19 protein-coding genes are annotated in these 25,133 nt (G+C 69.1%); 9 read left to right on the top strand and 10 right to left on the bottom strand.

What is annotated here, in order from left to right:
- Window positions 1-8: 8 nt before the first annotated feature.
- Both RS83_RS12210 and RS83_RS19135 read right to left on the bottom strand, forming a co-directional pair.
- Window positions 9-1,574: a hypothetical protein gene (locus RS83_RS12210; protein WP_045279771.1), complete on the bottom strand. Its 1,566-nt coding sequence runs from the start codon at window positions 1,572-1,574 to the stop codon at window positions 9-11.
- A complete protein-coding gene (locus RS83_RS19135) occupies window positions 1,550-3,298 on the bottom strand; it encodes an ABC transporter ATP-binding protein (RefSeq protein WP_231587778.1) in 1,749 nt (582 codons plus the stop codon). Before RS83_RS19135 ends, RS83_RS12210 begins: the two co-directional genes overlap by 25 nt.
- 271 nt (window positions 3,299-3,569) lie before the next feature.
- Here RS83_RS19135 and RS83_RS12195 point away from each other — a divergent pair, with 271 nt between their 5' ends.
- From RS83_RS12195 to RS83_RS12180, 4 genes are all read left to right on the top strand, one after another.
- Entirely contained in the window at window positions 3,570-4,262 is a 693-nt protein-coding gene (locus RS83_RS12195; RefSeq protein WP_045279770.1) for an NTP transferase domain-containing protein, read from the top strand.
- A 93-nt stretch (window positions 4,263-4,355) separates the two neighbouring features.
- Window positions 4,356-5,357, top strand: coding sequence for a hypothetical protein (locus RS83_RS12190; RefSeq protein WP_230114027.1), 1,002 nt, complete (start codon window positions 4,356-4,358; stop codon window positions 5,355-5,357).
- 103 nt (window positions 5,358-5,460) lie between these two features.
- Window positions 5,461-7,050 carry an acyl-CoA carboxylase subunit beta gene (locus tag RS83_RS12185; protein WP_419760983.1) on the top strand — a complete coding sequence of 530 codons (1,590 nt, stop codon included), beginning with the start codon at window positions 5,461-5,463 and terminating at the stop codon, window positions 7,048-7,050.
- Window positions 7,047-7,271: an acyl-CoA carboxylase subunit epsilon gene (locus RS83_RS12180; protein ID WP_045279768.1), complete on the top strand. Its 225-nt coding sequence runs from the start codon at window positions 7,047-7,049 to the stop codon at window positions 7,269-7,271. Before RS83_RS12185 ends, RS83_RS12180 begins: the two co-directional genes overlap by 4 nt.
- 36 nt (window positions 7,272-7,307) lie before the next feature.
- Here the strand turns inward: RS83_RS12180 and RS83_RS12175 are convergent, their stop codons facing one another.
- From RS83_RS12175 to RS83_RS12150, 6 genes are all read right to left on the bottom strand, one after another.
- Entirely contained in the window at window positions 7,308-10,325 is a 3,018-nt protein-coding gene (locus tag RS83_RS12175) for an alpha-mannosidase (RefSeq protein WP_045279767.1), read from the bottom strand.
- A gap of 97 nt (window positions 10,326-10,422) precedes the next feature.
- Window positions 10,423-11,622: an ROK family protein gene (locus RS83_RS12170; RefSeq protein ID WP_045279766.1), complete on the bottom strand. Its 1,200-nt coding sequence runs from the start codon at window positions 11,620-11,622 to the stop codon at window positions 10,423-10,425.
- Window positions 11,623-11,881: 259 nt separating this feature from the next.
- The gene (locus tag RS83_RS12165; RefSeq protein ID WP_045279765.1) at window positions 11,882-12,892 is read right to left on the bottom strand and encodes a hypothetical protein; all 1,011 of its coding nucleotides are present in this window, start codon (window positions 12,890-12,892) and stop codon (window positions 11,882-11,884) included.
- The gene (locus RS83_RS12160; protein ID WP_052679108.1) at window positions 12,889-14,118 is read right to left on the bottom strand and encodes a sensor histidine kinase; all 1,230 of its coding nucleotides are present in this window, start codon (window positions 14,116-14,118) and stop codon (window positions 12,889-12,891) included. Before RS83_RS12160 ends, RS83_RS12165 begins: the two co-directional genes overlap by 4 nt.
- Window positions 14,108-14,767, bottom strand: coding sequence for a response regulator transcription factor (locus RS83_RS12155; protein ID WP_045279764.1), 660 nt, complete (start codon window positions 14,765-14,767; stop codon window positions 14,108-14,110). Before RS83_RS12155 ends, RS83_RS12160 begins: the two co-directional genes overlap by 11 nt.
- A 54-nt stretch (window positions 14,768-14,821) precedes the next feature.
- Window positions 14,822-16,060, bottom strand: coding sequence for a class I SAM-dependent RNA methyltransferase (locus tag RS83_RS12150; protein WP_045279763.1), 1,239 nt, complete (start codon window positions 16,058-16,060; stop codon window positions 14,822-14,824).
- A gap of 23 nt (window positions 16,061-16,083) precedes the next feature.
- Here RS83_RS12150 and RS83_RS12145 point away from each other — a divergent pair, with 23 nt between their 5' ends.
- The gene (locus RS83_RS12145; protein WP_045279874.1) at window positions 16,084-16,746 is read left to right on the top strand and encodes a Maf family protein; all 663 of its coding nucleotides are present in this window, start codon (window positions 16,084-16,086) and stop codon (window positions 16,744-16,746) included.
- A gap of 78 nt (window positions 16,747-16,824) precedes the next feature.
- The gene (locus RS83_RS12140) at window positions 16,825-18,591 is read left to right on the top strand and encodes an acetyl/propionyl/methylcrotonyl-CoA carboxylase subunit alpha (protein ID WP_045279762.1); all 1,767 of its coding nucleotides are present in this window, start codon (window positions 16,825-16,827) and stop codon (window positions 18,589-18,591) included.
- Window positions 18,592-18,784: 193 nt separating this feature from the next.
- Here RS83_RS12140 and RS83_RS12135 read toward each other — a convergent pair whose 3' ends face one another.
- Window positions 18,785-20,233 (bottom strand): NAD(P)H-quinone dehydrogenase, encoded by a 1,449-nt coding sequence (locus tag RS83_RS12135; RefSeq protein ID WP_045279761.1) that lies wholly within the window; start codon window positions 20,231-20,233, stop codon window positions 18,785-18,787.
- A gap of 48 nt (window positions 20,234-20,281) precedes the next feature.
- On the opposite strand from RS83_RS12135, the gene RS83_RS12130 reads away from it, so the two are divergent.
- The 3 genes from RS83_RS12130 (at window position 20,282) to RS83_RS12120 (ending at window position 23,107) form a co-directional block, all read left to right on the top strand.
- Window positions 20,282-21,115, top strand: a complete 834-nt coding sequence (locus tag RS83_RS12130) for a purine-nucleoside phosphorylase (protein ID WP_045279760.1) — start codon at window positions 20,282-20,284, stop codon at window positions 21,113-21,115.
- Entirely contained in the window at window positions 21,112-22,782 is a 1,671-nt protein-coding gene (locus RS83_RS12125) for a phospho-sugar mutase (RefSeq protein ID WP_045279759.1), read from the top strand. Before RS83_RS12130 ends, RS83_RS12125 begins: the two co-directional genes overlap by 4 nt.
- Window positions 22,783-22,846: 64 nt before the next feature.
- The gene (locus RS83_RS12120; protein WP_045279758.1) at window positions 22,847-23,107 is read left to right on the top strand and encodes an HPr family phosphocarrier protein; all 261 of its coding nucleotides are present in this window, start codon (window positions 22,847-22,849) and stop codon (window positions 23,105-23,107) included.
- A gap of 23 nt (window positions 23,108-23,130) precedes the next feature.
- On the opposite strand, the gene RS83_RS12115 is transcribed toward RS83_RS12120, so the two are convergent.
- On the bottom strand, window positions 23,131-25,053 hold the full coding sequence (locus RS83_RS12115; RefSeq protein WP_045279757.1) for a BglG family transcription antiterminator: 1,923 nt from the start codon (window positions 25,051-25,053) through the stop codon (window positions 23,131-23,133).
- Between the last annotated feature and the right edge of the window lie 80 nt (window positions 25,054-25,133).

Here is a 25,133-nt window from a genome sequence, read left to right as displayed (position 1 = left end):
GCGCTCGATCATGCCGTCTCGACGAACTCCATCAGACGTTCGCCGCTGCGCTCGAAGATCCGGCCGCCGAGGGCCACACCAGCCGCGAGCACGACGAGCCCCACGCCGATGCCGAGCCAGAACGTGACCACCGCGTACTGCGGGCCCTCGACGATCGTGGCACCGAAGAGCCAGATGACGGGGGCACTCACGATGATGGCGCCGAGGAACGCTGCCGCCGGACCGAACGCGCCGCGCGAGGTCGGACGCTGCGGTTGCTGGAACGGGCTGTCGCCAGGGCGGGACACCGCATACGGCGCTACCACCGAGACGATGCTCGAGATGCCGAGTGCCGAGAACAGGAGGCTCGCGGCGAGACCGGTCAGCGGCATCAGCAGGCGCCAGTCGGAGGTCGTGAGCAGCGAGAGCGGAATCACGATCGCGAGGACCGGGAGTGCGACCAGGATCACCGGCACGAGGCGGCCGAGCCTGTCCGGCACTCCCCGCACACCGCTCGCGACGTGCGTCCAGAGCGCGGTCGAGTCGTAGGCGACGTCGTTGTGCGGCAGCCAGCCGAAGAACAGCGCCATCACCGGCACCGGGATCAGCGCGGCGATCTCCAGCGGCACGCCGGCGACCAGCAGCGGGAAGACCGTCAGCACCCCGGCCACCGGCACCACGATGATGTTCATGATGTAGCGGCGGTCGCGGAGCCAGTAGACGAGACTGCGCGATGCGATCGCGCCGAACGCGTTCGACGGCAGCAATCCGAACCAGCCGAGCCCCGTACGCTCTCGCGCGGTGACGGGCCGTTCGGTCGTCGTGAGCAGCCGTCGCACCAGCCACGCCCACAGCGCGCCGAGCGCGACCAGGGTCACGACAGCGATGATTCCGCTGGTCCACGCGGCCGCGGTGTCACCGGCGGCCGAGGCGAAGAGGAAGCCAGGAGCCGCCGCGAGCGGGCTCGCTCCGAACACGCCGGTGAGCGACTGGAGCGATGCGGGGACCTGACCATTCCACCGGAGGGAGGCGAAGAAGACTGCCACGGGGAACGCGACGACGATGAGCGCGAGCGCGAACACCGCCGTGAGCTCGCGCGAGCGCCGCTCGGGGAGGAAGAGGGCGTTGAGCGCCATTCCGATCCGTGCGATCAGCGCGGTGCTGACCGCGCCGACGATGGTCAGCAGCACCGCCGGCAGCCACGGCGTGCCGTGCTGGATCGCGACGATGCACACGCTGATGTACACGGCGAGAAGCGCGAGACTCGGCACACTCACGAAGGAGGCGAGCACGAGCACCCACGGCATCCGGCGTTCGTCGACGCCGAACACCGCGAACCGGCGAGGATCGAGCTGGTCGATCGTGCCCACGAGGATCGGGCCGACCAGGAAACCGAGCAGGATCGCGGAACCACCCAACACTGCCACGGTGCGTACGGCTGCGACCGGCGCATCGGCGAGCGTGAGCACGGCGATGCAGACCGCGGCGGTGACCGCGATGACCGCGGCAAGCGTGATGAGTGTTCGAACTCGACGCTCGCCGCGCAACGACCCGATGAGGAGTGCGAACCTCAGTCGGAGAACATGTGCAGCCACTCGAGCCCCTCCACCTCTCCGATACCGCCGGAGAGCTCGACGAAACGAGCCTCGAGCGTCTGACCTGCACGGACCTCGTCGATCGTGCCCTCGGCGAGCACTTCGCCGCCGACGATGATCGCGACCCGCGAGCACACGCGCTCGACCAGATCCATGCCATGGCTCGACAGGATCACGGTGCCGCCGTGCGCGACGTATGCGCGGAGGATGTCGAGGATCACCGCGGAAGACACCGGGTCGACGGACTCGAAGGGCTCATCGAGCACGAGCACCCGCGGCGAGTGGATCATGGCGCCGGCGAGCATGATCTTCTTGGTCATGCCGGCCGAGTAGTCGGAGACCACTCGGCTGAGGGCGTCGCCGAGATCGAATGCTCTGGCCAGGTCGGCCGTGCGCTTCTCGATCACACTCGACTCGAGCCCGCGGAGCAGTCCGTAGTAGTAGAGGAGCTGCCTGCCGGTCAGGCGATCGAAGGTGCGCAGGCGGTCTGGCAGGACGCCCATCACCCGCTTGGCTGCGAGCGGCTGTGCGGCCTGATCGATGCCGCAGATCGAGACACTGCCGGCGTCGGCGCGGAGCAGACCCGCGACGATCGACAGCGTGGTGGTCTTTCCGGCACCGTTGGGTCCGACGATGCCGTAGAACGAACCGGCCGGCACCGTGAGGTCGATCCCGTCGACCGCATGATTATCGCCGAAGTGCTTCACGAGACCACGGATGCTGATCGCATCGGCGGTCGACCCCTCACGGACCTCGGCGACGACTCGCGTCGCTGCAGTGCTCGGGGACGCTTCACCCTCTGGCGTCGCCTCGGACTCGACCTCCACATCCGGCTCAACCGGAAGGACGACGTCAGCAGCGATCACATCCGATGCCTCTGCGGCATGGACGACCTTCTCTGATTCGTCGGTCGACTCGATCACGGACGCCCCCGTCTCGGCGCGGACATCCGCCACGCCATCCGTCTGATCTTCGACCACGGTCGTGGCGAGAGCCTGTTCCGCCACGCGGGCTTCCTCCGCCACGCGGGCTTCCTCCGCTGCCTGCGCAGCCGCCGCCTTCGCGGCCGCCGTCTTCGCGGCGGCCGTCCGTGCTGCTGAGGTCTTGGCAGAAGCGGATCGAGCAGCGGTCGTGCGCGCGGTGGTCTTCGCGGCGGCCGATTTGGCAGCCGCCGACTTGGCCGCCGCCGTCTTCGCCGCCGTGGACTTCGCGACCGTGCCGTTCGCCGCGGTCGACTTCGCCGCCGTGTTGCGGGCAGCAGCGGTCTTCGCGGCGCTGGTCGTCGCTGCACTGCTCTTGGCGGTCGGCGCCGCGGTGCTCTTCTTCGCAGCAGCGGTCTTGGCCGCAGTCGTCCGCGCCGTGGCGGATTTCGCCGCCGTGGTCTTCGCCGCCGTGGTCTTCGCTGCAGTGGTCTTCGCGGCGGACGCGCGCGCTGGCGTCGTCACAGTCGGCGCCAGGACGGGCTCGATCACCACATCCGTCGACGGCGCCGCCGACTCGGCCGCAGTCTTCGCGGCGTTGCGCGCAGCGGTCGTGCTGCGCGCTGGAGCCTTGCGCGCCGAAGTCTTCCGTGCCGCAGCGGTCGTCTTCGCTGCAGGCTTCTTGGTCGTCGACGCTGGGCTGCGCTTCACGGGCGGCTTCTTCGCCGTGGAGGCATTCGCGTCGGGCGTCGGGGTCACGGGGTCGTCCACCTGGTCGGTGCGGTCGTCAGGGGAGGAAGTCACCGTTCTACGGTATCAAGGGGTGAGGACAAGCCGAGGGTCCACAAGACAATTGGCGGTGCAGGGTTTGAGACTGCGCGATCTGAGCGTTCTCTCTTGACCGGATGGCGCCTCGTGCCCGACCCTGGGTGTTGGGTGTGTACTCGATCACGAAATGGCAACAGGGGGCCTCTCCCCCGGGGCTTCCCAGCGGAGATCGCTAGCATGAACTCGGCACGAAGAAGTGTCCGGCCGGTGAACCGGCCCTGAACACACTTTCTTTTTAGGAGCACTCGTGACTCTTCAGACCGTCATCCTCGCAGCCGGAATGGGCTCGCGCCTCGGCCGCGCCCTGCCGAAGCCGCTCACCGAGCTGAGCGACGGACGCACCATCATGCGCCAGCAGCACGACAACATCCGCGCCGCCTTCGGCTCGGATGCCCGCATCACGGCCGTCGTCGGCTACCGCGCCGAGACGATCATCGACGCCTTCCCCACCGCGAACTACGTGCACAACGAGCGCTACGACGAGACCAACACCTCCAAGAGCCTCCTTCGCGCACTTGCCGCGACCGGCAAGAGCGGCGTCCTCTGGATGAACGGCGATGTCGTCTTCGACCCGATGATCCTCGGCCGTGCGGCTGCATACATCGAGCGCGACCAGTCGTTCGTCACCGTCAACACCTCCAAGGTCAGCGACGAAGAGGTCAAGTACACGGTCACGGCCGAAGGCTTCATCAACGAGCTGTCCAAGACCGTCAAGGGCGGCCTCGGTGAGGCGGTCGGCATCAACTACATCTCCTCTGCGAACAAGAAGGCGTTCATGCGTCAGCTGCAGCGCGTCGAGGACCAGGACTACTTCGAGCGCGGTCTCGAGCTCGCGATCGCCGAGGACGGACTCCTCCTCGAGCCGATGGACGTCTCCGACCTGTACGCGGTCGAGGTCGACTTCGCCGAAGACCTGGAGCGCGCGAACCTCTTCGTCTGATCACGGGCCTGCCTGATCGACACGCCGGGAGCCGCATCCTTTCGAGGATGCGGCTCCCGGCGTTTTCGCGGTCTGGATCCATAGGATCGGTGCATGGCCGACAAGGTGCACAAGATCCACTCGCTCCCGGACGATTCTCCGTGGGACAAGGGCGTGCCCCCGACTGGGTCGCCGGAGCATCCGATGATGGTGCGCGGCCTGGACCGCGTGCTCTCGATCCAGCGCCCACTGGTGCTCGCGCACATCCGCAGTATCCGTCTCCGCAATCCGCAGGCGACGCCGGCGGAGATCGTGCGGATCCTCGAACGGCGCTATCTCGCCGCCGTCACGACAGGTGGTGCAGCCGTCGGCGCGACCGCCGTGGTGCCCGGCATCGGGACCGGCATCACCCTCGCCCTTTCCGGCGTCGAGACGCTCGGATTCGTGGAGTCGACCGCGCTCTTCGCACAGTCCGTCGCAGAGGTGCACGGCATCGCGATCGCGAATCCCGACCGCGCCCGCGCATTGGTCATGACGCTGATGCTCGGCAAGGAGGGCGTCGACCTGGTCGGCCAGCTCGCCGGTCAGGTCGCCGGTCGCGGCGGCAACCGTTCGTCGTACTGGGGCGAGCTCGTGACGAAGTCGCTGCCTCGTGCTGCGGTCGGCCCACTCGTCGACCAGCTGAAGAGCATGTTCGTGAAGCAGTTCGCCGCGCGCGGCGGCGCATCGTTCGTCGGCAAGGCGCTCCCGTTCGGCGTCGGCGCGGCCATCGGCGGCGCCGGCAACCACATCCTCGGTCGGCGCGTGCTCACGACCTCGCACCGGGCGTTCGGCGCGCCGCCGGTCGATCTCCCGCTGGAGCTGGAGCCGGTCGCAGGCGCGGAGAAGATGGAGATGCAGATGCTGCGCGGCGCGCGCTACGCAGGCAACGCCATCGCTGGTGCCGCCGGAACCGCGGCCCGTGGCGTCGGGTGGGCCGGTCGCAAGGTCGGCGCCTTGACGACGCGTCGTTCTCGCGGCGGGGACGACGACCACGCGGAGATCACGTCAGAACCCCTGGGCGATCATGAGCTGCCGTCGGGCATCGGCGACGACGTCACCGACCGCACGCGCTGACCCTCCAACACGGCGCGGTCTCCTCGGAGTCGCCAAAGGATCGCGCGACCCGTTGTGCCGAGCATCCAACAGACCGCGCCGCAGCGACGCTAGGGTGGAATCCGTGACGGACAAGCCCGACCTCTTTACCACCGCCGGCAAGATCGCGGATCTGCGCGCTCGCTACACCGAAGCCGTCGTCGACGCGGAAGCGAAGGCGAAGGAGAAGCAGCACGCCAAGGGCAAGATGACCGCCCGCGAGCGCATCGAACTGCTCGTCGATCCGGGGAGCTTCGTCGAATTCGACGAGTACGTGCGCCACCGCACGACCGCGTTCGGCATGGATCGCTCCCGCCCGTACGGCGACTCGGTCGTCACGGGCGTCGGGACCATCCACGGACGCACCGTCGCCGTGTACTCGCAGGACTTCTCGACCTTCGGCGGCTCGCTCGGCGAGGTCGCCGGTGAGAAGATCATCAAGATCATGGAGTTCGCCATCGCCGGCGGCATGCCCTGTATCGGCATCCTCGACTCCGGCGGAGCCCGCATCCAGGAGGGCGTCGTGGCCCTCGGCAAGTACGGCGAGATCTTCCGGCTGAACACCCGGGCATCCGGCGTGATCCCGCAGATCTCGATCATCATGGGCCCTGCAGCGGGAGGCGCGGTGTACTCCCCCGCGCTCACCGACTTCGTGATCATGGTCGACAAGACCAGCCAGATGTTCGTGACCGGCCCAGATGTCATCAAGACCGTGACCGGCGAGGACGTCGGCATGGAAGAGCTCGGCGGCGCCCACACGCACAACACCCGCTCCGGCGTCGCGCACTACCTGGCGCAGGACGAGGACGACGCGCTCGACTACGCGCGCACGCTCCTCAGCTTCCTTCCTGACAACAACATGTCCGAGCTGCCGTCCTACGAGGGCGTGTTCGAGTTCGAGACGACGGATGCCGATCGCACGCTGAACACGATCATCCCGGACTCCGCGAACCAGCCCTACGACATCAAGACGGTCATCGAGCATGTGGTCGACGACGCCGACTTCCTCGAAGTGCAGCCGCTGTTCGCGCCGAACATCGTGATCGGCTTCGGCCGTATCGAAGGCCGCTCGGTGGGGATCATCGCCAACCAGCCGTCGCAGATGGCCGGAACCCTGAACATCCAGGCCGGCGAGAAGGCCAGCCGCTTCGTGCGCTTCTGCGATGCGTTCTCGATCCCGATCGTCACGCTCGTCGACGTGCCCGGTTACCTGCCCGGCACGGATCAGGAGTGGGAAGGCGTCATCCGTCGCGGCGCGAAGCTCCTCTACGCCTACGCCGAGGCGACGGTCCCGCTGGTCACCGTCATCCTGCGCAAGGCGTACGGCGGCGCCTACATCGTGATGGGCTCCAAGCAGCTCGGCGCCGACGTCAACCTCGCCTGGCCGACCGCGGAGATCGCGGTCATGGGCGGGCAGGGCGCGGTCAACATCCTGTACCGCGGCGAGATCAAGAAGGCCGAAGAGGCCGGCGAAGACGTCGCGGCCGTCCGCACGCGCCTCGCCAACGAATACACGTACGACGTGGCCTCGCCCTTCCTCGCGGCAGAGCGCGGAGAGCTCGACGGCATCATCGAGCCGGCGAACACCCGCGTCTCGATCGCGAAGGCGCTGCGCTCGCTCCGCGGCAAGCGTGCGGAGCTGCCACCGAAGAAGCACGGGAACATCCCGCTGTGAGCGACCAGGCAGACGAGCAGCCGCCGACGCTCGAGATCGTCCGGGGCTCCGCGACCGATGAAGAGCTCGCGGCGCTCATCGCCGTCGTCAGCGACGCCTATGCCACGGAAGCAGCGGATGCCGTCGCCGAGGTGACGCAGGTGTCGGCGTGGACGCGCATGCAGCGCCCGCTGCGCACGCCGCTGCGCCGCGACATCCCCTGGGGCCGGTTCTCCGGCTGATCGCCCCGCACGCAGCCGCTCGATCGCTCTGCGCGCTCAGAGGCGTGGAGTGCGGAACCGCAGCGTCACCAGCTGGAAGGCGCGAAGCTCGACCTCGACGTCGCCGTTCGAGACGCCGCGCAGTGCGGTCGACGGGATCTCGCGTTCGATCAGATCGGTCTCGATCACGCCGTCGAACCCGAAGGCCGTCGCGATCGTCGCCGCTGCCCGCCCCCCGTGCGCCTCGTACAGACGCACGATCAGGTCGCCGCTGCGGTCCTCCGCGAGCTTCACGGCCTCGACGACCACGGCATCCGACGACACCGCGAGCAGCGGCTCCACCGGCCCTGAGCCACGGATCTCCCTGGTCGGCAGGTTCAGCCGATATCCCTCGCGCACGGCATCCGCGATCGAGGCGCCGGGCCGGACGCTCACCCGGAAGGTGTGCTCACCCTGGTCGGCATCAGGGTCCGGGAACAGCGGAGCACGCAGCAGCGACAACCGCACGGTCGTCGCCGTGCCACCACCCGACCGCGGCGTCCGCGTGATGTCGTGGCCGTACGTGGAGTCGTTCGCCACAGCGACACCGAACCCCGGCTCGCCGACGTGCACCCAACGGTGCGCGACGGTCTCGAAACGCGCCATGTCCCAGGACGTGTTCGCGTGGGTCGGCCGGTGGATGTGACCGAACTGGATCTCCGAGGTCGCCCGCTCGGTGTGCACGTCGAGCGGGAAGGCGAGCTTGAGCAGCTTCTGCCGCTCATGCCAATCCACCGTCGTCTCGATGTCGAGTGCATGCGAATCAGGGTGCAGGGTCAGAGCCTGCGTGATCCGCGAACCCCCCAGCTCGCGGATCACGCAGACGACCGCAGCCGACGCATGCGGGATGATGTCGATCGAGACCACGTCCGTCACGTCCACCACGTGACGGCGATAGTGCTCGTCGATGTCCCAGGCATCCCATTGCGTCGGAGTATCACGATGCAGCTGGAGCAGGTTGCCCCGCTCGCCCGCTGCGATCGACTCTCTTCCCGTCGCACGGACGACGAGTGAGGTGATGAGTCCCGAGCCGTCGATCGAGACGGTGAGGTGTTCGTTCTCCAGCTCGAAACCGCTCGTCGTCCGTGCGACTGTCGCAGAGACCGCTGGTCCCTGCCCGCCGGCGATCCCCATCGCCGCCGCTCCTCCTCCGGCGTATGGCCCGGCGTTCGCGCGCAGCGCGACGTCGCCCGAGCCTGCGACGACCGACAAAGACCCTGCGATGATCTGCTCGGTGGAGGCGAGCACCTCCGCATAGCGGCGTTCCGCCTCGCGGTGCACCCAGGCGATGGAGCTCCCGGGGAGGATGTCGTGGAACTGCTGCAGGAGCACGGTCTCCCACGCCTCTTGCAGCTCCTCGTACGGGTATGGCGTGCCCCGCAACGCAGCGGCGGTCGCCCAGAGCTCGGCCTCGCGCAGTGCGTGCTCGCTCCGGCGATTGCCGCGCTTCGTCCGCGCCTGCGAGGTATACGTCCCGCGGTGGAACTCCAGGTACATCTCCCCTGTCCACACCGGCGGGTCGGCGTATTCGGCCTCTGCCGCCTCGAAGAACCTCCGCGGCGATGACAGCTCGACGGTCGGTGAGCCCTCCAGCGAACGGAGACGCGCCGCTGCGGCGAGCATCTCGCGGTTCGGCCCGCCGCCGCCGTCGCCGTAGCCGAACGGAACGAGCGAGGTGTTCGCCGCGCCCTTCTCCGCGTACTGGCGCTCCGCCCGTGCGAGCTCGTCGGAGGTGAGGCGTGCGTTGTACGTGTCCACCGGCGGGAAGTGCGTGAAGATGCGCGTGCCGTCCATCCCCTCCCAGTGGAAGGTGTGGTGAGGCATCGCGTTGGTCTCGTTCCACGACATCTTCTGCGTCAGCATCCACCGCGATCCTGCGGCGCGGGCGATCTGCGGCAGGGCAGCCGAGTACCCGAAGGAATCGGGGAGCCAGACATCGAGCGGCTCGACACCGAACTCCTCGAGGAAGAACCGTTTGCCGTGGAGGAACTGTCTGGCGAGAGCCTCGCCGCCCGGCATGTTCGTGTCGGACTCCACCCACATCCCTCCGGCAGGGTGGAATCGGCCGGCAGCGATGGCGTCCCGCAGTCGCGCGAACAGCTCCGGCTGATACTGCTTCATCCACGCGTACTGCTGCGCGGACGACGCGGCGAACTCGAAGTCGGGATCTTCCTGCTGCAGCGACAGCACGTTCGAGAAGGTCCTGGCGACCTTGCGCTGCGTCTCGCGCACCGGCCACAGCCACGCGGAGTCGATGTGCGCGTGCCCGACGGCGTGCACAGCATGCGCGGAACCGGATGCCGGACGGGCGAGCACGGCGGAGAGTACCTCGCGGGCGTCGTCGATGCTGCCCCCGATGTCGTCGGGATCCGAGACATCCACCATCCGCTCGAGCGCCGCGAGTATCTCGGCACGGCGGGGTGATGCCTCCGGCAGCTGGACGATGAGTCCCTGCAGCACGACCGCGTCCTGCAGCAGCTCCCACGCGGAGAGGTCGCGCACCACGATGTCGGCACGGCGCAGCCGGTACAGCGGCTCGTCGCCCGCCGTGTCCCACGCGCCGAGCGCGGTCGGCTGGAAGTCCCATCCTCCGGCGACGTCCGGGTTCGCTGCGGCCTCGAGGTAGAGCTCGAATGGTTCACCGGCCGCAGCGTCGAGCGGCACGTGCGCGTTGCGGGGCTCCACCGCCTTCACGATCGAGCCGTCGATGCGGTAGACGGTGCCCTCTGATTGGAACCCGGGCTCGGACGCGTTGAAGCCGAGGTCGAAGACGAGTTCGGCCTGCTGCCCCGCCTGCACCTCCGGTACGACGCCCGTGATGCGGATCCACATCGTGCTCCAGGCACGACCCCACGCAGCCCCGACCTGGAGCGGCGTGAACTCCGCCGCCACAGCCGAAGCGAACGGCACCGGCTCCCCCGGCGCCTGCCAGGAGGCGAGCTCGAGCGGGGTCGCACGCACGTCGACCGCCGGGCGCAGCCGCTCGTCCACGAAACGTCGGATTCGCGCTTCGACGAGGGCGGAATTGTGGTGCATCACAGACTTCCGATGGGTGGGAGGCGGCATCAGATACTACATCGATTGGACTTACGGGTGTCAAGGGTCTCGCGTCAACCGGTGCTCCGGATCCCGCTCAGTGTTCGAGCAGCAGCGCCGAGGTGCGCGGTGTGAGCACGGAATCCAGCACGACGCACGCCGCTCCGAGCGCCCCCACGTCGTCGCCCATCACGGTGCCGTCCACCGGGATCGTGCGGATCGTCCTGGTCGCGCTCAGCCGGTCCAGCCGAGCCGGCAGCTCGCGGAGGTAGACCTCGGAGAGTCGGGACCAGAACGGGCCGCCGAGCACCACCCTGTCGACGTCGAGCATGTTCGTCAGCACCGCGACGAGCACGGCGAGGTTGGCAGCGGCCTGCCTGAGCACGCGCTCTGCGGCAGCGTCTCCGTCGGCCGCACGTTCGCAGAGCTGCGCGAGCCGCACATCGACGACCTCTGCATCGCCGGTCTCCCGATCGTCCGGGAACACGCCCGCCTGCTCCGCCTGCTCGACGATCGCCTGCGGCGTGCACACCACCTCGACGCAGCCGCGCAAGCCGCACGCGCACGACGGGCCATCGGGATCGACGATGATGTGCCCGATCTCGCCGAGGTTGCGTGAACTCCCACGGATCACATCGCCGTCCCTCGCGACCGCGGCGCCGATCCCGGTGCCGAGGTAGACGAACACGAAGGAGTCGTCGGGCGAGCCGTTGCTCGTCCACAGCTCGCCGACCGCAGCGGCGGTCGTGTCCTTCTCGAGGGTGATCTCGAGACCGGTCGCCTCGGCGAGCACGGCCTGCAGGGGAACGCGGTGCCAGCCGTGCAGCTTGGGCGGATCGATGACGGTGCCGCGTTCCGCGTCGAGCGGACCCGGAGCCGCCACGCCGACACCGGCGATGCGCGAGCGATCGATCCCGGCACCCTCGATCAGCGCCTCGATCGTGGCGGCCATCGCATCGACGATCCTGCGGGGATCGGCCGATGACGTGCGCGTCGTCAGCCGACGAACCACGGTGCCGGCGAGGTCGAGCAGGACGAAGGTCATCACGGAGGGGTCGAGGTGCACGCCGATCGAGTAGCGACTCTCGGCGATCAGGCGCAGCGTGACACGCGGCTTGCCCGGCCCGTTGATCGTGCGTCCGGCCTCCTCGATCAGATGATCGGTCAGCAGCCGCCGCGTGATGTTGGTGACGGTCTGCGCGGAGAGACCGGTCACCCCGACCAGCTCGGTTCGACTCAGGCCGGAACCTGAACGTCTGATCGACTCGAGGATCACGGACTGGTTGAAATCCCCCATACGAGGAAGGTTGGTCCCGCGGCGCATTCCCATGGCCCAATCCTCCCCCATCCGTCCATGAAACTGTCCCCCAAAATACCTACAGACAGCGTTTGATCGACCGAGCAGAATAAAGGAGACGCTTCGCGTTCGGCTGTTCTCTCTGTCACAGGGTAGATAGACGTAGAACGGCCACCAGCGGTCAGTTTTCGGGTAACTGCACCGCAATGGCGAGGGGCTGGCGATTTCGCCGCCCCTCGCCCACTCTCACCACGGAGACTCAGGAGTCCGTGACCTCGCGCTCGATCTCGTGGAACAGGTCCACATCGTCGTCGTCGCGGGACGATCGCGAACCTGCTCGTCCGACCACGGTCACCGCGATTCGCGGATCGCTCGACGAACGGATGATCAGACGCCCGGCCCGAGCGGAACGCAGCACAACGGCCAGCTCATCCCGGATCGCCTCGCGTCGGTCTTCATCGACGCCCTCGAGTCCGCTCTCATCGAACACGGTCACCACGACGCCGCGCCGACGGGCATCCTCGATCGCATCGCGCACATCGTCGTTGAGCAGATCTGCGCCGCGCAGCTCATCACGCAGGCGACCCTCGGCGAGTCTCGCCTGCAGGCGCTCCTCCTCATCGAGTCCACCGCGAGAGGCGACCACGCGGCCCAGCACCGGACCGGCGACTGCCAACGCGAACTGCGTGCGCACGCGGCGCTCACGCTGGCGCACCAGCTGCGTCGCATGCCAGGCCGAGACCGCCTGCTGGATCTCGGCGAGGCGCGCGGTGTCGCGGATCGCCCGATCCCAGAAGAACACGAGCAGACGGGCGATGACGAGCCACATGATGGACCCGACGAGCCCGAGGTTGAGCGCGACGCCGATGCCGAGATACGCGGACGAGGTCGCGACCAGCATGACGAGGGTCCCCCACCCGATCCAGAAGCGTCGACGAACGATGCACACGACGCCGAGCAGACCGATGCCGCCGATGTACGAGGTCGCGAACGGTGCCGTCCGCGACGCCGGGTCCATCGACAACGTCGCGAGCGCCGGGATGACTGCACTGGCGACCAGCGACAGCCACGCCACCCACATCGGCATCTTCGCCGACCTGGCTGAGCCCCACAGCGTCGCGATGAGGATGACGGCGAGCAGCAGCACGATCGATGCGACCATCAGCAGCGGCGAGGTCGGCTGCACCACCCACCAGAGGGAGCGCGCGGCGAAGTAGACCGCGAAGCCGACTGCGAGCGAGGTGGCGACACTGCGGACTGTGCGGTTCATGCGCGCTCCCAACCGAGCGTCACGGTCGTGCCGCCAGGGCCCGAATCGATGTCAGCGGTACCGGCGACGCCCGCCATGCGAGCGATGATCGAGGCGCGGATGCCGAGACGGTCCTCGCCGATCGCGTCGATGTCGAATCCGGGTCCGGTGTCGGAGATCGTCACGACGATGCCTTCATCGCCGTGCGCGATGGCGCTGATGTGCAGCCCTCTGCCCTGGGCATGCGAGACCGCGTTCCCGATCGCCTGTCGCGCAGCCAGCACGAGCGCACGCGCGGCCCGTCCTGGAATGAGCCCGACGCCGCCGCTCTCCTCGACCAGCGCATCCGCACCAAGCTCCGACAGCGCGCGGCGCAGCTCTGCCACGATCTGCGCGATGCCGACCGGCTCGTCGCTGCCTTCCTGCGCGACAGCGGCCTCGGTGTTCGCCAACCGCGTCAGCGCTTCCCTGGCCATCGCGACGGCGAGTTCGCGCGCACGCTCGCTCTCGGCACGCTCCGCGGCGATCAGGGCCGCGAGCACGCTGTCATGCATCAGAGCGGACATCGCGATCCGCTCCTCCTCCGCTGCCGCCGCTGCTGCCGCCGACGCGTAGGAGGCCACTGCGCGCCCCCTGGCGTCGTCGACGCCGGAGGCGACGGAGCGGAACATCCACCCGAGCGAGATGATGACGATGCCGAGGATGAGCGTGAACGACACGTCGAACGCTGTGGTGACCCAGAACTCGTTCGTGAATCCGCCCTGCACGAGCCGCACGTACCCGTACACGAACGGCATCGCGACGGCCCAGGCGAACTGGATGCGGATCGGGAACGCGAGCATCGCGGCGACGACGCCGACGTTGACGAGGAAGAAGATCCAGGGCTGATCGCCCGCGACGCCTGGTGACACGACGGTCGGCCACGCGGCGAGCGCCAGCAGGAACGCGATCGCGAACGCCCCGGAGGTGACGCGGACTCCGCGGCCGACCAGGCAGGCGATGAGCATCGCCACGAGTGGGACGTTGACGAACACCACGACGATGATGTGCGCGACATCCGTGCGCGACATCGCGCCGAGTGCGGCGAGGAAGGCCTGGGTGCCGAACACGGCCGACCCGATCGCGACCACCGTCGCCAGGATGCGCTCCATGCGCTTCCCGGTGAAGCGCTCGAACTCGGTCTCAGCGGTGCCCGGGGAGGGGATCTTGCTCCAGGCCTCGCGGATGCTGAGCGAGTCAGTGGCCACTCGGGTCGCCATCCGTCTCCACGATGCCGTCCTCCATCGCCCGCCGCAGCAGGTCGACCTTGGTCGGCGCGGGTCGCCCCACCTCGACGTACTTCACGCGGATGCGGGTGATGTTCTCCTTGGCGGTGGAGTACGCGACGCCGAGGCGCTCGGCGACCGCTTTGAGCGGCAGGCCGGTGGCGTACAGGCGCAGCACCTCTCGCTCGCGCGTCGACAGCTGCGCGTCGGCGAAGTCGCGGTCGCCGTCGACGGCACTCGCCCACTCGACGTTGTTGAGCGCCTCCCCGCCGGCGACGGTGCGGATCGCGTCGAGCACGTCATCGAGCGCCGAGGACTTGCTGACCACGCCCGCCGCGCCGGCCGACAGCGCTTCACGCACAGCGGCCGGGCGGTCGGCGACGCTGTGAATGACGACGCTCGCACCGTCGTTGACGAGCCTCGTGACGTTCTCGGTGACCGTGGATCCGTCGCCGAGCGTCAGATCAAGGACGACGACCTCAGCGGGGGCGTCACCGGTCGTCGACCGCCAGTCGAGGTAGGAGCTCACCGAGCTTCCGGAGAAGACGACCGTCTGCGCGTCGCGCGCGAACGCGGCCTCAAGACCGAGGCGAACGGACTCGTGATCATCGATGAGGGCGACCGTACTCATCCGCCCAGCCTAGTGAGTCGACCGCCCCGAACGGTGCCTTGACGTCGCCGGGTGTCAGCGCGTGAGCAGGGCGATGACCTCGAAGTGATGCGAATGCGGGAACAGGTCGAAGGCGCGCAGCGTCTTCACCTGCCAGCCGAGCCCGCGGAAGGTGCCGAGGTCGCGCGCCAACGCCACCGGATCGCAGGCGACGTAGGCGATCGCCTCGGGTGAGAGGGCGTGCACGCCCTCAACAACCGTGCGGCCGGCACCGGCACGCGGCGGATCGAGGACGACGGCCCCCGTGCCCGTCCGATCGGTGACGCCGTGCAGGAAGCGGTCGACTCGGGCCGTGACGGCCGAGATGGCGAGCGGTGCGAGATTCGCCTGCGCGTGCTGGGTGGCGCGCTTGCTGGACTCGACGCTGACGATCTTCTCGGCGCCCAGGTCGGCGAGGGTCGCCGCGAAGAGGCCGACGCCGCCGTAGAGGTCGTAGTGGGTCGATCCGGCGTCCACGTGGCCGTCGAGCACGCCGTAGACGGCACCGTCGAGCACCGAGGCGGCGCGGGGGTGCACCTGCCAGAAGCCGCTCGCGTCGACCTGGAACCGACGGTCGCCGACGACCTCCTCGATCACCTCGGGTGCGGCGCGCCGACCGCCGTGCCCTCGGGCGGGCTTCGCGCCGTCCTCGCGGCGGATCACGCGCACCTCGCCGTCAGCGGGCTCGACGAGCTCGATCCGTCCGGCTTCCGCGCCGCGAAGGGCAAGCGCAGCCGCAGCGACGGCCGGGCGGGCGAGCGGATGGCTCGACACCGGGATCACGCGGTGGCTGCGCGCCGCGTACGGGCCGACGTTGCCCGCATCGTCGACATGCAGCGTGACGCGGGTGCGCCAGCCGAGACCGTCACCGGACTCGACGGCCTCGATCTCCGGAGCCTCGAGGCCACCGCCGGCGAAGCGGTCGAACGCCTCGGCGAGGACCTGTCGCTTCAACGTGCGCTGGTGCGCGAGTTCGATATGGCCGAGGTCGGCGCCTCCCGGGCGCTGCGCCGGGTCGCGCGACACATCGGCCTCGGGCCAGATGTGCGGACGGCGGTGCGGCGAGGCATCGAGCACCTCGATGGTCTCCGCGCGCCAGAAGCTGCGGGACTCGGCCGCTTCGTCCTGCGGGTCGATCAGGCGTGCGCGCACGCGCTCACCGGGGATCGCATCCGAGACGAACACCACGCGCCCCTCATGGCGCGCGACGAACGTGCCACCGTGCGCGATTCCGGTGATGTCGAGTTCGAGCACGTCAGCAGGCGAGGAAGTCATCCTTCGAGGATACGGTGGTGCACATGCGCGTCTGCCTGGCTTCCACCTCTCCCGCCCGCCTGATGCTGCTCCGGCAGGCGGGAATCGAACCCCTCACCCTGTCGCCGGATGTGGACGAGGATGCGGTCGCCGCAGCCGCTGCCGTGGCGACCGGCGCAGAACTCCCCCCGGCCGAACTCGTGCTGCTGCTCGCCCGGGCCAAGGCCGCCGATGTCGCGCACCGTCTCGCCGCCGAGGGCGAATTCGACGGGATCGTGATCGGCGGCGACTCGATGTTCGCGCTCCACGGGCGGGTGTACGGCAAGCCGCACACGGCTGAAGAGGCGACCAGGCGCTGGCAGGAGATGCGCGGCGCCACCGGCATCCTGCACTCAGGGCATTCGGTGTTCCGGGTCTCCCCCGGAACCGAACCGGTCGAGGCGACCGCCACGGCCGAAGCATCCGTCACCTTCGCAGACGACGTCACCGATGAGGAGCTCGCCGCCTACATCGCCTCCGGAGAGCCGCTCCACGTCGCCGGCGCGTTCACGGTGGACAGCCTCGGCGGCGCGTTCATCACGCGCGTCGAAGGCGATCCGTCGACGGTCGTCGGCATGTCGCTCTCGACGATCCGCCGACTCGTCGTCGATCTCGGCGTCACCTGGACCGACCTCTGGACACCCGACCTGCTGCCCTCCGCCTCGTAGGGTCTGCGCGACGTTTCAGCGCCTTTCTTGTGGAGAGTCGTCAAATGGAACGCGAGGCTTCTCGCTAGGCTGGCAACCATGCCTGCTATCGCCAAGGTGCTCATCGCCAACCGCGGCGAGATCGCCGTCCGCATCATCCGTGCCGCTCGCGACTCCGGGATCGCCTCGGTCGCCGTCTACGCCGACCAGGACCGCGACGCCCTGCACACCCGCCTCGCCGACGAGGCCTTCGCGCTCGACGGCTCGACCAGCGCCGAGACGTACCTGCAGATCGAGAAGATCCTGTCGGTGGCCCGTCGCGCCGGTGCAGACGCCGTGCACCCCGGCTACGGCTTCCTCGCCGAGAACGCCGAGTTCGCTCGTGCAGTGATCGGTGCGGGGATGACGTGGATCGGTCCGTCTCCCGATGCCATCGAGTCACTCGGCGACAAGGTGACCGCGCGCCACGTCGCCGAGAAGGTGGGCGCACCGCTCGCCCCCGGCACCCCCGGTCCGGTCGAGACCGCCGAGGAGGTCGTCGCCTTCGCGAAGGAGTTCGGCCTGCCGATCGCCATCAAGGCGGCATACGGCGGCGGCGGACGCGGCCTCAAGGTCGCCCGCGAGCTCGACGAGGTCGCCGAGCTGTTCGAGTCCGCCACCCGCGAAGCAGTCGCAGCATTCGGCCGCGGCGAGTGCTTCGTCGAGAAGTACCTCGACAAGCCGCGTCACGTCGAGACCCAGTGCCTGGCGGATGCCGAGGGCACGGTCGTCGTCATCTCGACGCGCGACTGCTCGCTGCAGCGCCGACACCAGAAGCTCGTCGAGGAGGCACCGGCTCCGTTCCTCACGGACGAGCAGAACGACCTGCTGTACAGCGCCTCGAAGGCCATCCTCAAGGAGGTCGGCTACGTCGGGGCTGGTACCTGCGAGTTCCTGATCGGCGCAGACGGCACGGTCTCGTTCCTCGAGGTCAACACCCGTCTGCAGGTCGAGCACCCGGTCTCGGAAGAGGTCACCGGCATCGACCTGGTGCGCGAGCAGTTCCGCATCGCCGCCGGCGGCACCATCGACTACGACGACCCGAAGCCGCTCGGCCACTCCTTCGAATTCCGCATCAACGGCGAGGACCCCGGCCGCGGCTTCCTGCCCCAGCCCGGTCCGGTGCACGTGTTCAAGACCTTCGGCGGCCCCGGCATCCGCCTCGACTCCGGCGTGACCGCCGGCGACGAGGTCTCCGGCGCGTTCGATTCGCTGCTCGCGAAGATCATCGTCACCGGCAAGAGCCGTGAAGAGGCACTGGAGCGGTCCCGCCGCGCCCTCGACGAGTTCGAGGTCGCTGGGCTCCCCACCGTGCTGCCGTTCCACCGCAAGGTCGTGCGCGACCCCGCATTCACCGCCGAGAACGGCACCTTCGGCATCTTCACCCGCTGGATCGAGACCGAGTTCGAGAACGACATCCCCGCGTGGGACGGCGAGCTCGAAGCGCCGTCCGCCGCCGGGGGCCGCCACACGGTCGTCGTCGAGGTCGCAGGAAAGCGCCTCGAGGTCAGCCTGCCCGATCGCGTCGCGGTCGCCGCGGGCACCGCAGGACGCCCGGCAGCCGTGCCGCCGTCGCGTCGCAGCCACGCCACCACCGCCAACGCCGGTGCATCCGGCGACGCCGTGAAGTCGCCCATGCAGGCGACGGTCGTCAAGGTCGCGGTCGAGGACGGCCAGCAGGTCGTCAAGGGCGACCTCGTCGTCGTGCTCGAGGCGATGAAGATGGAGCAGCCGCTGCAGGCGCACAAGGATGGCGTCGTCGGCAACATCAACGCGGATGCCGGCGCCACCGTCTCCGCCGGACACCAGCTGCTCACGATCAGCTGAGCCCTTCGACAGGCTCAGGGACCCAGAAGGGTCGGGCCCTTCGACAAGCTCAGGGACCCAGCAGGGTCGGGCCCTTCGACAGGCTCAGGGACCCAGACCCTTCGAGAGGGTCAGGGACCCAGCAGGGTCAGGGTCCACGGAACGAAACGGCGCCCCACTGAGGTGGGGCGCCGTTCGTGCGTGACTGTGCTGGTCAGGAGATGTACCCCAGGTGCATCGCACGGCTGGCGTCGGTGATGCTGCTCGACAGCGACGGGTACGCGGCGAAGACGCGCGAGACCTGATCCACCGTGAGGCGACGCTCGACCGCGACCGCGATCGGGTAGATGAGCTCCGACGCCTTGGGGGCGACGATCACGCCGCCGATCACGGTGCCGGAGCCCTTGCGGGCGATGATCTTGACGAAGCCGTCCTTGATGCCCATCATCTTGGCCCGCGGGTTGGCGGCCAGCGGGAGCTTGTAGACGAGCCCGTCCGCGATGCCGTCCTCCACGTCCTTCTCCGAGTAGCCGACCGTCGCGATCTCGGGCGCCGTGAAGATGTTCGAGGTGATCTTGATCAGCTCGAGCGGGATCACGATGTCACCCAGCGCGTGGAACACCGCGGTGCGGCCCTGCATGGATGCGACGGATGCCAGCGGGAAGAAGTTCGTGCAGTCGCCGACCGCGTACACGTTCGGGACCGAGGTGCGAGCGACCTTGTTCACGCGGACGTGCCCTGTCTCGTCGAGCTCGACGCCGGCCTCCTCGAGACCGATGCCCGCCGTGTTGGGGATCGAGCCGACCGCCATCAGGCAGTGGCTGCCCTCGACCGTGCGACCGTCGGAGAGGGTCACGACGACCCCGTCCTTGTCCGCCTTCACCTCGTCGGCGCGGGACTTCGAGAGCACCTGCATGCCACCGCGCTTGAAGACCTTCTCGAGGACGCTCGCGGCATCCTTGTCCTCACCGGGGAGCACCTGCTCGCGGCTCGAGATCAGCGTCACCTTCGCGCCGAGGTTCATGTACGCCGAGGCGAACTCGGCACCGGTGACGCCCGAGCCGACCACGATGAGATGCTCCGGAAGCGCCTTCATGTCGTACAGCTGCGTCCAGGTGAGGATGCGCTTGCCGTCCGGCTTGGCCGAGTCGAGCTCGCGGGGCGATGCACCGACCGCGACGATGATCGTGTCTGCCTCGATGCGGTCGAAATCGGTGCCGCCCTGGCCGGTCGACACCACGATCGCGGTCGGGCCCTCGAGCCGACCGTGACCTGAGAGGATCCGCACGCCGGCCTCGAGGAGCGTTGCGCGCATGTCCTCCGACTGCTGTCCGGCGAGCGCCACCAGGCGCTTGTTCACGGCGGCGAGGTTGATCGCGATCTCGGGCTTGAGCGGCTTGCCGTTCTCGCCCTTGGCGTAGAAGTTGACGCCGAGGTCGCTCGCCTCGGAGATCGCGACAGCGGCATCCGCCGTGGCGATCAGGCTCTTGGAGGGCACGACATCGGTCAGCACTGCCGACCCGCCGACGCCGACACGCTCGACCAAGGTGACCTCTGCACCCAGCTGAGCGGCTGCGAGAGCCGCCTCGTATCCGCCGGGACCGCCACCGAGGACGGCGACGCGCTGAGTGCGCTCGAAAGTGGTTGAAGACATGGAATCCATTCTCGCGCAATCCTGGCACCGGAGCCTGCACCTTCCTAGAGTGGATCCATGCCCGAGACACACAGCAACCCCCTCGACGATCCCACTGCGAACCCCTTCGAGGTGGCCCAGCAGGCCGCCGCGGACATCGCACGCCTGACCGGCGTCGAGCAGCACGACATCGCCCTCACCCTCGGAAGCGGCTGGGGCAAGGCTGCCGACATCATCGGCGAGACGGTCGCCACGATCCCCGCCACCGAGGTCACCGGCTTCTCCAAGCCCGCCCTGGAAGGGCATGTCGGCACACTGCGCAGCATCCGCACGCCCGACGGCAAGCACGTGCTCGTGATCGGCGCCCGCACGCATTACTACGAAGACCACGGCGTGCGTCGCGTCGTGCACAGCGTGCGTACCGCCGCTGCCACCGGGGCGAAGATCATGGTGCTCACGAACGGGGCCGGCGGCATCCGCGAGACCTGGACGCCCGGCCAGCCGGTGCTGATCAGCGACCACATCAACCTCACCGCGGACTCCCCGCTCGAGGGTGCGACGTTCATCGACCTCACAGACCTGTATTCGAAGCGCCTGCGCGAGATCGCCCGCGGCATCGACCCGAGCCTCGACGAGGGCGTCTACACGCAGTTCCGCGGTCCGCACTACGAGACTCCGGCCGAGGTGCAGATGGCGAAGGCCATCGGCGGGCACATCGTCGGCATGTCGACCGCACTCGAGGCGATCGCCGCCCGCGAGGCCGGCATGGAGATCCTCGGGTTCTCGCTCATCACGAACCTCGCTGCCGGCATCCAGAAGACGCCGCTCAGCCACGCAGAGGTGATCGAGGCAGGCCGTGAGGCTGAGCCGGTGATCTCGGCGCTGCTGGCCCGAGTGGTCGAGGCGCTGTGAGCGAGGAGCTGCTCGCCCAGGCGCGTGCCTGGCTGCGCCAGGATCCCGACCACGAGACGCGCGACGAGCTCGCAGGCCTCATCACCAGGGTCGCCGGTGGCGATGCCGCCGCGTCCGCAGACCTCGCCGATCGCTTCCGCACCCGACTCGCCTTCGGCACCGCCGGACTCCGCGGCGAGCTCGGCGCTGGCAGCAACCGCATGAACCGTGTCCTGGTCGCGCAGGCCGCAGCGGGCTTCGCCGCGTACCTGCGCGAGCGTGCCGGTGACGCGACGCCGACCGTGGTCATCGGATACGACGGACGCCGCAACTCGCGTGTCTTCGCGACCGACTCGGCCGAGCTGTTCGCAGGTGCCGGCCTCCGCGCGATCCTGCTCCCCCGCCTGCTGCCCACTCCGGTGCTCGCCTTCGCGGTACGGCACCTCGGCGCGGATGCCGGTGTGATGGTGACGGCGAGCCACAACCCGCCGAACGACAACGGCTACAAGGTCTACCTGGGCGGCGCCGATCACGGTTCGCAGATCGTCGCACCGGCGGATGCCGAGATCGCAGCGCACATCGCGCGGATCGCCGAATCCGGATCGGTCGCGGCACTCCCCCGCTCGACCGCGTACGAGACGGCCGGCGAGGATGTCGTGCAGGCCTACGTGAGGGCGACTGCTGCGGTCGCTCCTGCGCCCGCGAGTGCGTCCGGTCTCCGCTGGGTGTACACGGCGATGCACGGCGTCGGCTGGGAGACGCTCTCGAGCATCCTGCGGGCCGCCGGCTACCCGCAGCCGGCCGTGGTCGACCAACAGCTTCGACCGGATGCCACGTTCCGCACGGTGTCGTTCCCCAACCCGGAGGAGCCGGGCGCGATGGACCTGTCGATCGCTCGGGCCAAGCGCGCCCGGGCCGACTTCATCCTCGCGAACGACCCAGACGCCGACCGTCTCGCGGTCGCCGTGCCCGACGAGACGTCTCCCGATGGATGGCGCCGCCTCACCGGCAACGAGGTCGGTCTGCTGCTCGGAGCTCGAGCGGCACGGGACGCCGAGGGCACGCCCGGCGCATCGCTCGCGTGCTCCCTCGTCTCGTCGCCTGGTCTCGCGGCCGTCGCGGCGCACCACGGGCTGGGCTTCCACGAGACCCTCACCGGCTTCAAGTGGATCTCACGTGCACCCGGCATCGTCTTCGGCTTCGAAGAGGCGCTCGGCTACCTCGTGAACCCGGAGACGGTGCGCGACAAGGACGGCATCTCCGCTGCCGTCGCGATCCTCGGTCTCGCGGCAGAAGCGCGTGAGCGCGGCGCGACGCTCTCGACGTTGCTCGAGGAGCTCGGCGACACCTACGGCCATTTCGCGAGCGGCCAGGTGTCGGTGCGCGTCGAAGACCTGTCGATCATCGGCACCGTCATGGCGTCGCTGCGCGAGACGCAGCCGGCACGGATCGGCGAGCAGACGATCGAATCCGCCGAAGATCTGCTGCACGCCGCGCCCGGCGCCCCGTCCGGCGACGTGCTGCGGTACCGGCTGTCCGACGGCTCGCGGGTGATCGTGCGTCCGAGCGGCACCGAGCCGAAGCTCAAGGTGTACATCGACGCCAGAGGAGACGACGCTGCGCTCGCCCGAGCGGCGGTCGCCGAGCTCGAAGCAGGAGTGCGGTCGCTGCTGGCCGAACGGTCCTGACCTCGGCATCCGATGCTGTCGGCGACGCTGGCCCCGCTCGCCGCGCCGCCGATAGCATCGGAGCATGGCCCAGAGACGCGTGATCATCAGCGCCCACAACGGCGCGCATGCCCGGCCGGTCGCTGAACTGGTGCGGGTCGTGCAGGCGCATGCTGACCCGGTGACGCTGCGAACCGCGTCAGGAGCGGCCGTCGACCTCAGCAGCGTGCTCGCGCTGATGGACCTCGGGCTCGAACGTGGCGATGCGGTGGTGCTCGAGACGGCGGACTCGGCGGGTGCCGCCGCCGTGCTCGATGCGCTGGCCGAGGTCCTCGACCCGCGCTGATCGACCGCAGCCGTCGACGACGGTCAGCCGTCGATGACTGCGACGAGCTCGTCGAGGAACGACTCGAAGCTCGAGGCTCTGCGCACGATGCGCTGCACGCTGTCGCGCTCGCTGAACACCTCGACGAGCTGCTCGAACACGGTCTGGAACGCTGCACGGTCGCCCTCGCTGAACGCGGCGAGCGCGACGACCTGCACGCGGCCGTCTCCCCATGCTGCTGAGCCGTCGGCCACGCCGATCGCGATCGCGGTCCGCGTCGCCGTCATCTGCAGCGCGTGCGGCACCGCCAGCGCATCCGTGAACGCGGTCGACGACATCTGCTCACGGGCGATCGTGTTCTCGATGTAGTCCTCGCCGATCAGGCCGGCTCGCACCAGCCGGTCGCCGAGCATCCGGATGATCGCCTCCTCACCGAGATCGGGTAGCGGCGAGATGAACGCGTCGGCCTGGAAGTATCGCGCGAGCTCCCCGCGGAGGCGGGTGAGCCGGCGCCCCCGGCGCAGACGGCCGGCGGCGGACTGGATGCGATCGACGTCTGCATCGGTGAGGAACGGCTGGATGCGCACGAAGCGATCGCCGGAGATACCCGGTTCGATCGTGCTGAGCACCAGGTCGGTGTCGAACGACGACCAGTCGGGATCGACGTTGGTGACCACGCTCGTGACCTCGATGGCAGACCCGAGGGAACGGTCGACGCTCGACCGCAGCAGCTCGTGCAGCTCGTAGTATCCGGGGCAGACGATCGTCGCGGTCAGGATCGACTCGGCCTTGCGGCTGCGCTCCAGGCGTCCGCCGACGTGCATCGCGATGTAGGCGATCTCGTCGTCGTGGATGGGCGCGCCGAGGCGATCGTGCAGCCCGCTCGCGATCGACACCGCGACCTCGAAGATCATCGGGTACGAGGTCTTCAGCGACCGCGTGAGCGGGTTGCGCGTCAGCGCGCTCTCCTCTGCCCGACGCAGCAGGTTCTGCACGTGCAGGGCGAGCCGCAGCACGAACGTCTCGTCGACCAGGTCGACCTGATAGTCCTCGGCCGCGCGCTGGATCACCGCGCGTACCGCGGCATCGACCGCTGGGTCGACGCTGCTGCGCGCGACGTCGCCGCTCGCGTCCTCACCGGGCGCGACGATGCGGGTGAGCACGAGCGAGGCGAGGTGACCGCTGTCGCCCTCGCCCAGGCTGACGGCGAAGTGCTCGTCGGCGAGGCGGGCGATCACCGCACCGACCCTGAGGATCTCGGGGCGCGCACCCGCCGGCCCCGATTCGAGCGCGTGCCCCGAGGCGACGCGGTCCGCGGCGATCGCGATGTGCAGCAGCACGTCGGAGATCGCGAGCTCGTTCACGAAGTAGCCGAGGGCGCCGAGCTCGCGCACGAGCGCCGACTTGAACGGGGCGACGGCGTGCGGCGCCACCGCGCTGCCCTGGAGCGCGCGGCGGAACGTCTCGGGGTGGAAGGAGGCTGCGTCCATCTCGTCGTGCGCGAGGCGACTCAGCAGGCGACGCTGGGCGCCCTCGTTGCCGCGGAGGCGCACGACCTCCCTGTCACGTTCGAGTGTGAGGTCGGTGCCCTCGAGCAGTCCCCGCACCCGCGACAGGTCGGCCTCGAGCGTCGCCTCGCTCACGTGCAGCCTGGCGGCGGTCTCGAAGACGTCGATACCGGCAGGCTCGTCGAGCAGTGTGCGAACGAGACCGTGCAGTCGATCGCGCGGCGCGGACTCCCCTGGCTGGCGGGAGCGCAGCGCATCCCTCGCGGCGGGACCTGCGCGGTACCCGGCGGGCCCGGACTCGACGGCATCGCCCGCGCTCGTGCGCGCATTCAGCGCGGCGACATAGCTGCGGATGCTGCGGGGCGTCACCCCGAGCAGGTCGGCGAGGGTGCCTGCGGTCTCCCACGATTTCTGACGGAGGAGGTGGGCGAGGAGTTGGTCCTGGCGCTGGCGCGACATGATCCCTCCTGCTTCTCCGCGTGCTGACTGCACTGTCTCGACGTCTCTCCATGATGTCAGGTAGCGGGAGCGGGTGCGCG

It is taken from the genome of Microbacterium oxydans (assembly GCF_000956525.1).
GTDB classification, from domain to species: domain Bacteria; phylum Actinomycetota; class Actinomycetes; order Actinomycetales; family Microbacteriaceae; genus Microbacterium; species Microbacterium oxydans_A.
Note: the sequence above shows the minus strand (reverse complement) of the source record. Positions and strands in the feature narration are given on the sequence as shown.

Bases quoted from the DNA above. Each gene is read 5' to 3' on its own strand.
- RS83_RS12190 (WP_230114027.1), top strand. From the start codon at position 4,356: ATGGCCGACAAGGTGCACAAGATCCACTCGCTCCCGGACGATTCTCCG.
- RS83_RS12130 (WP_045279760.1), top strand. From the start codon at position 20,282: ATGCCCGAGACACACAGCAACCCCCTCGACGATCCCACTGCGAACCCC.
- RS83_RS12175 (WP_045279767.1), bottom strand. From the start codon at position 10,325: ATGCACCACAATTCCGCCCTCGTCGAAGCGCGAATCCGACGTTTCGTG.
- RS83_RS12150 (WP_045279763.1), bottom strand. From the start codon at position 16,060: ATGACTTCCTCGCCTGCTGACGTGCTCGAACTCGACATCACCGGAATC.
- RS83_RS12145 (WP_045279874.1), top strand. From the start codon at position 16,084: ATGCGCGTCTGCCTGGCTTCCACCTCTCCCGCCCGCCTGATGCTGCTC.
- RS83_RS12155 (WP_045279764.1), bottom strand. From the start codon at position 14,767: ATGAGTACGGTCGCCCTCATCGATGATCACGAGTCCGTTCGCCTCGGT.
- RS83_RS12170 (WP_045279766.1), bottom strand. From the start codon at position 11,622: ATGGGGGATTTCAACCAGTCCGTGATCCTCGAGTCGATCAGACGTTCA.
- RS83_RS12140 (WP_045279762.1), top strand. From the start codon at position 16,825: ATGCCTGCTATCGCCAAGGTGCTCATCGCCAACCGCGGCGAGATCGCC.
- RS83_RS12165 (WP_045279765.1), bottom strand. From the start codon at position 12,892: ATGAACCGCACAGTCCGCAGTGTCGCCACCTCGCTCGCAGTCGGCTTC.
- RS83_RS12115 (WP_045279757.1), bottom strand. From the start codon at position 25,053: ATGTCGCGCCAGCGCCAGGACCAACTCCTCGCCCACCTCCTCCGTCAG.
- RS83_RS12120 (WP_045279758.1), top strand. From the start codon at position 22,847: ATGGCCCAGAGACGCGTGATCATCAGCGCCCACAACGGCGCGCATGCC.
- RS83_RS12135 (WP_045279761.1), bottom strand. From the start codon at position 20,233: ATGGATTCCATGTCTTCAACCACTTTCGAGCGCACTCAGCGCGTCGCC.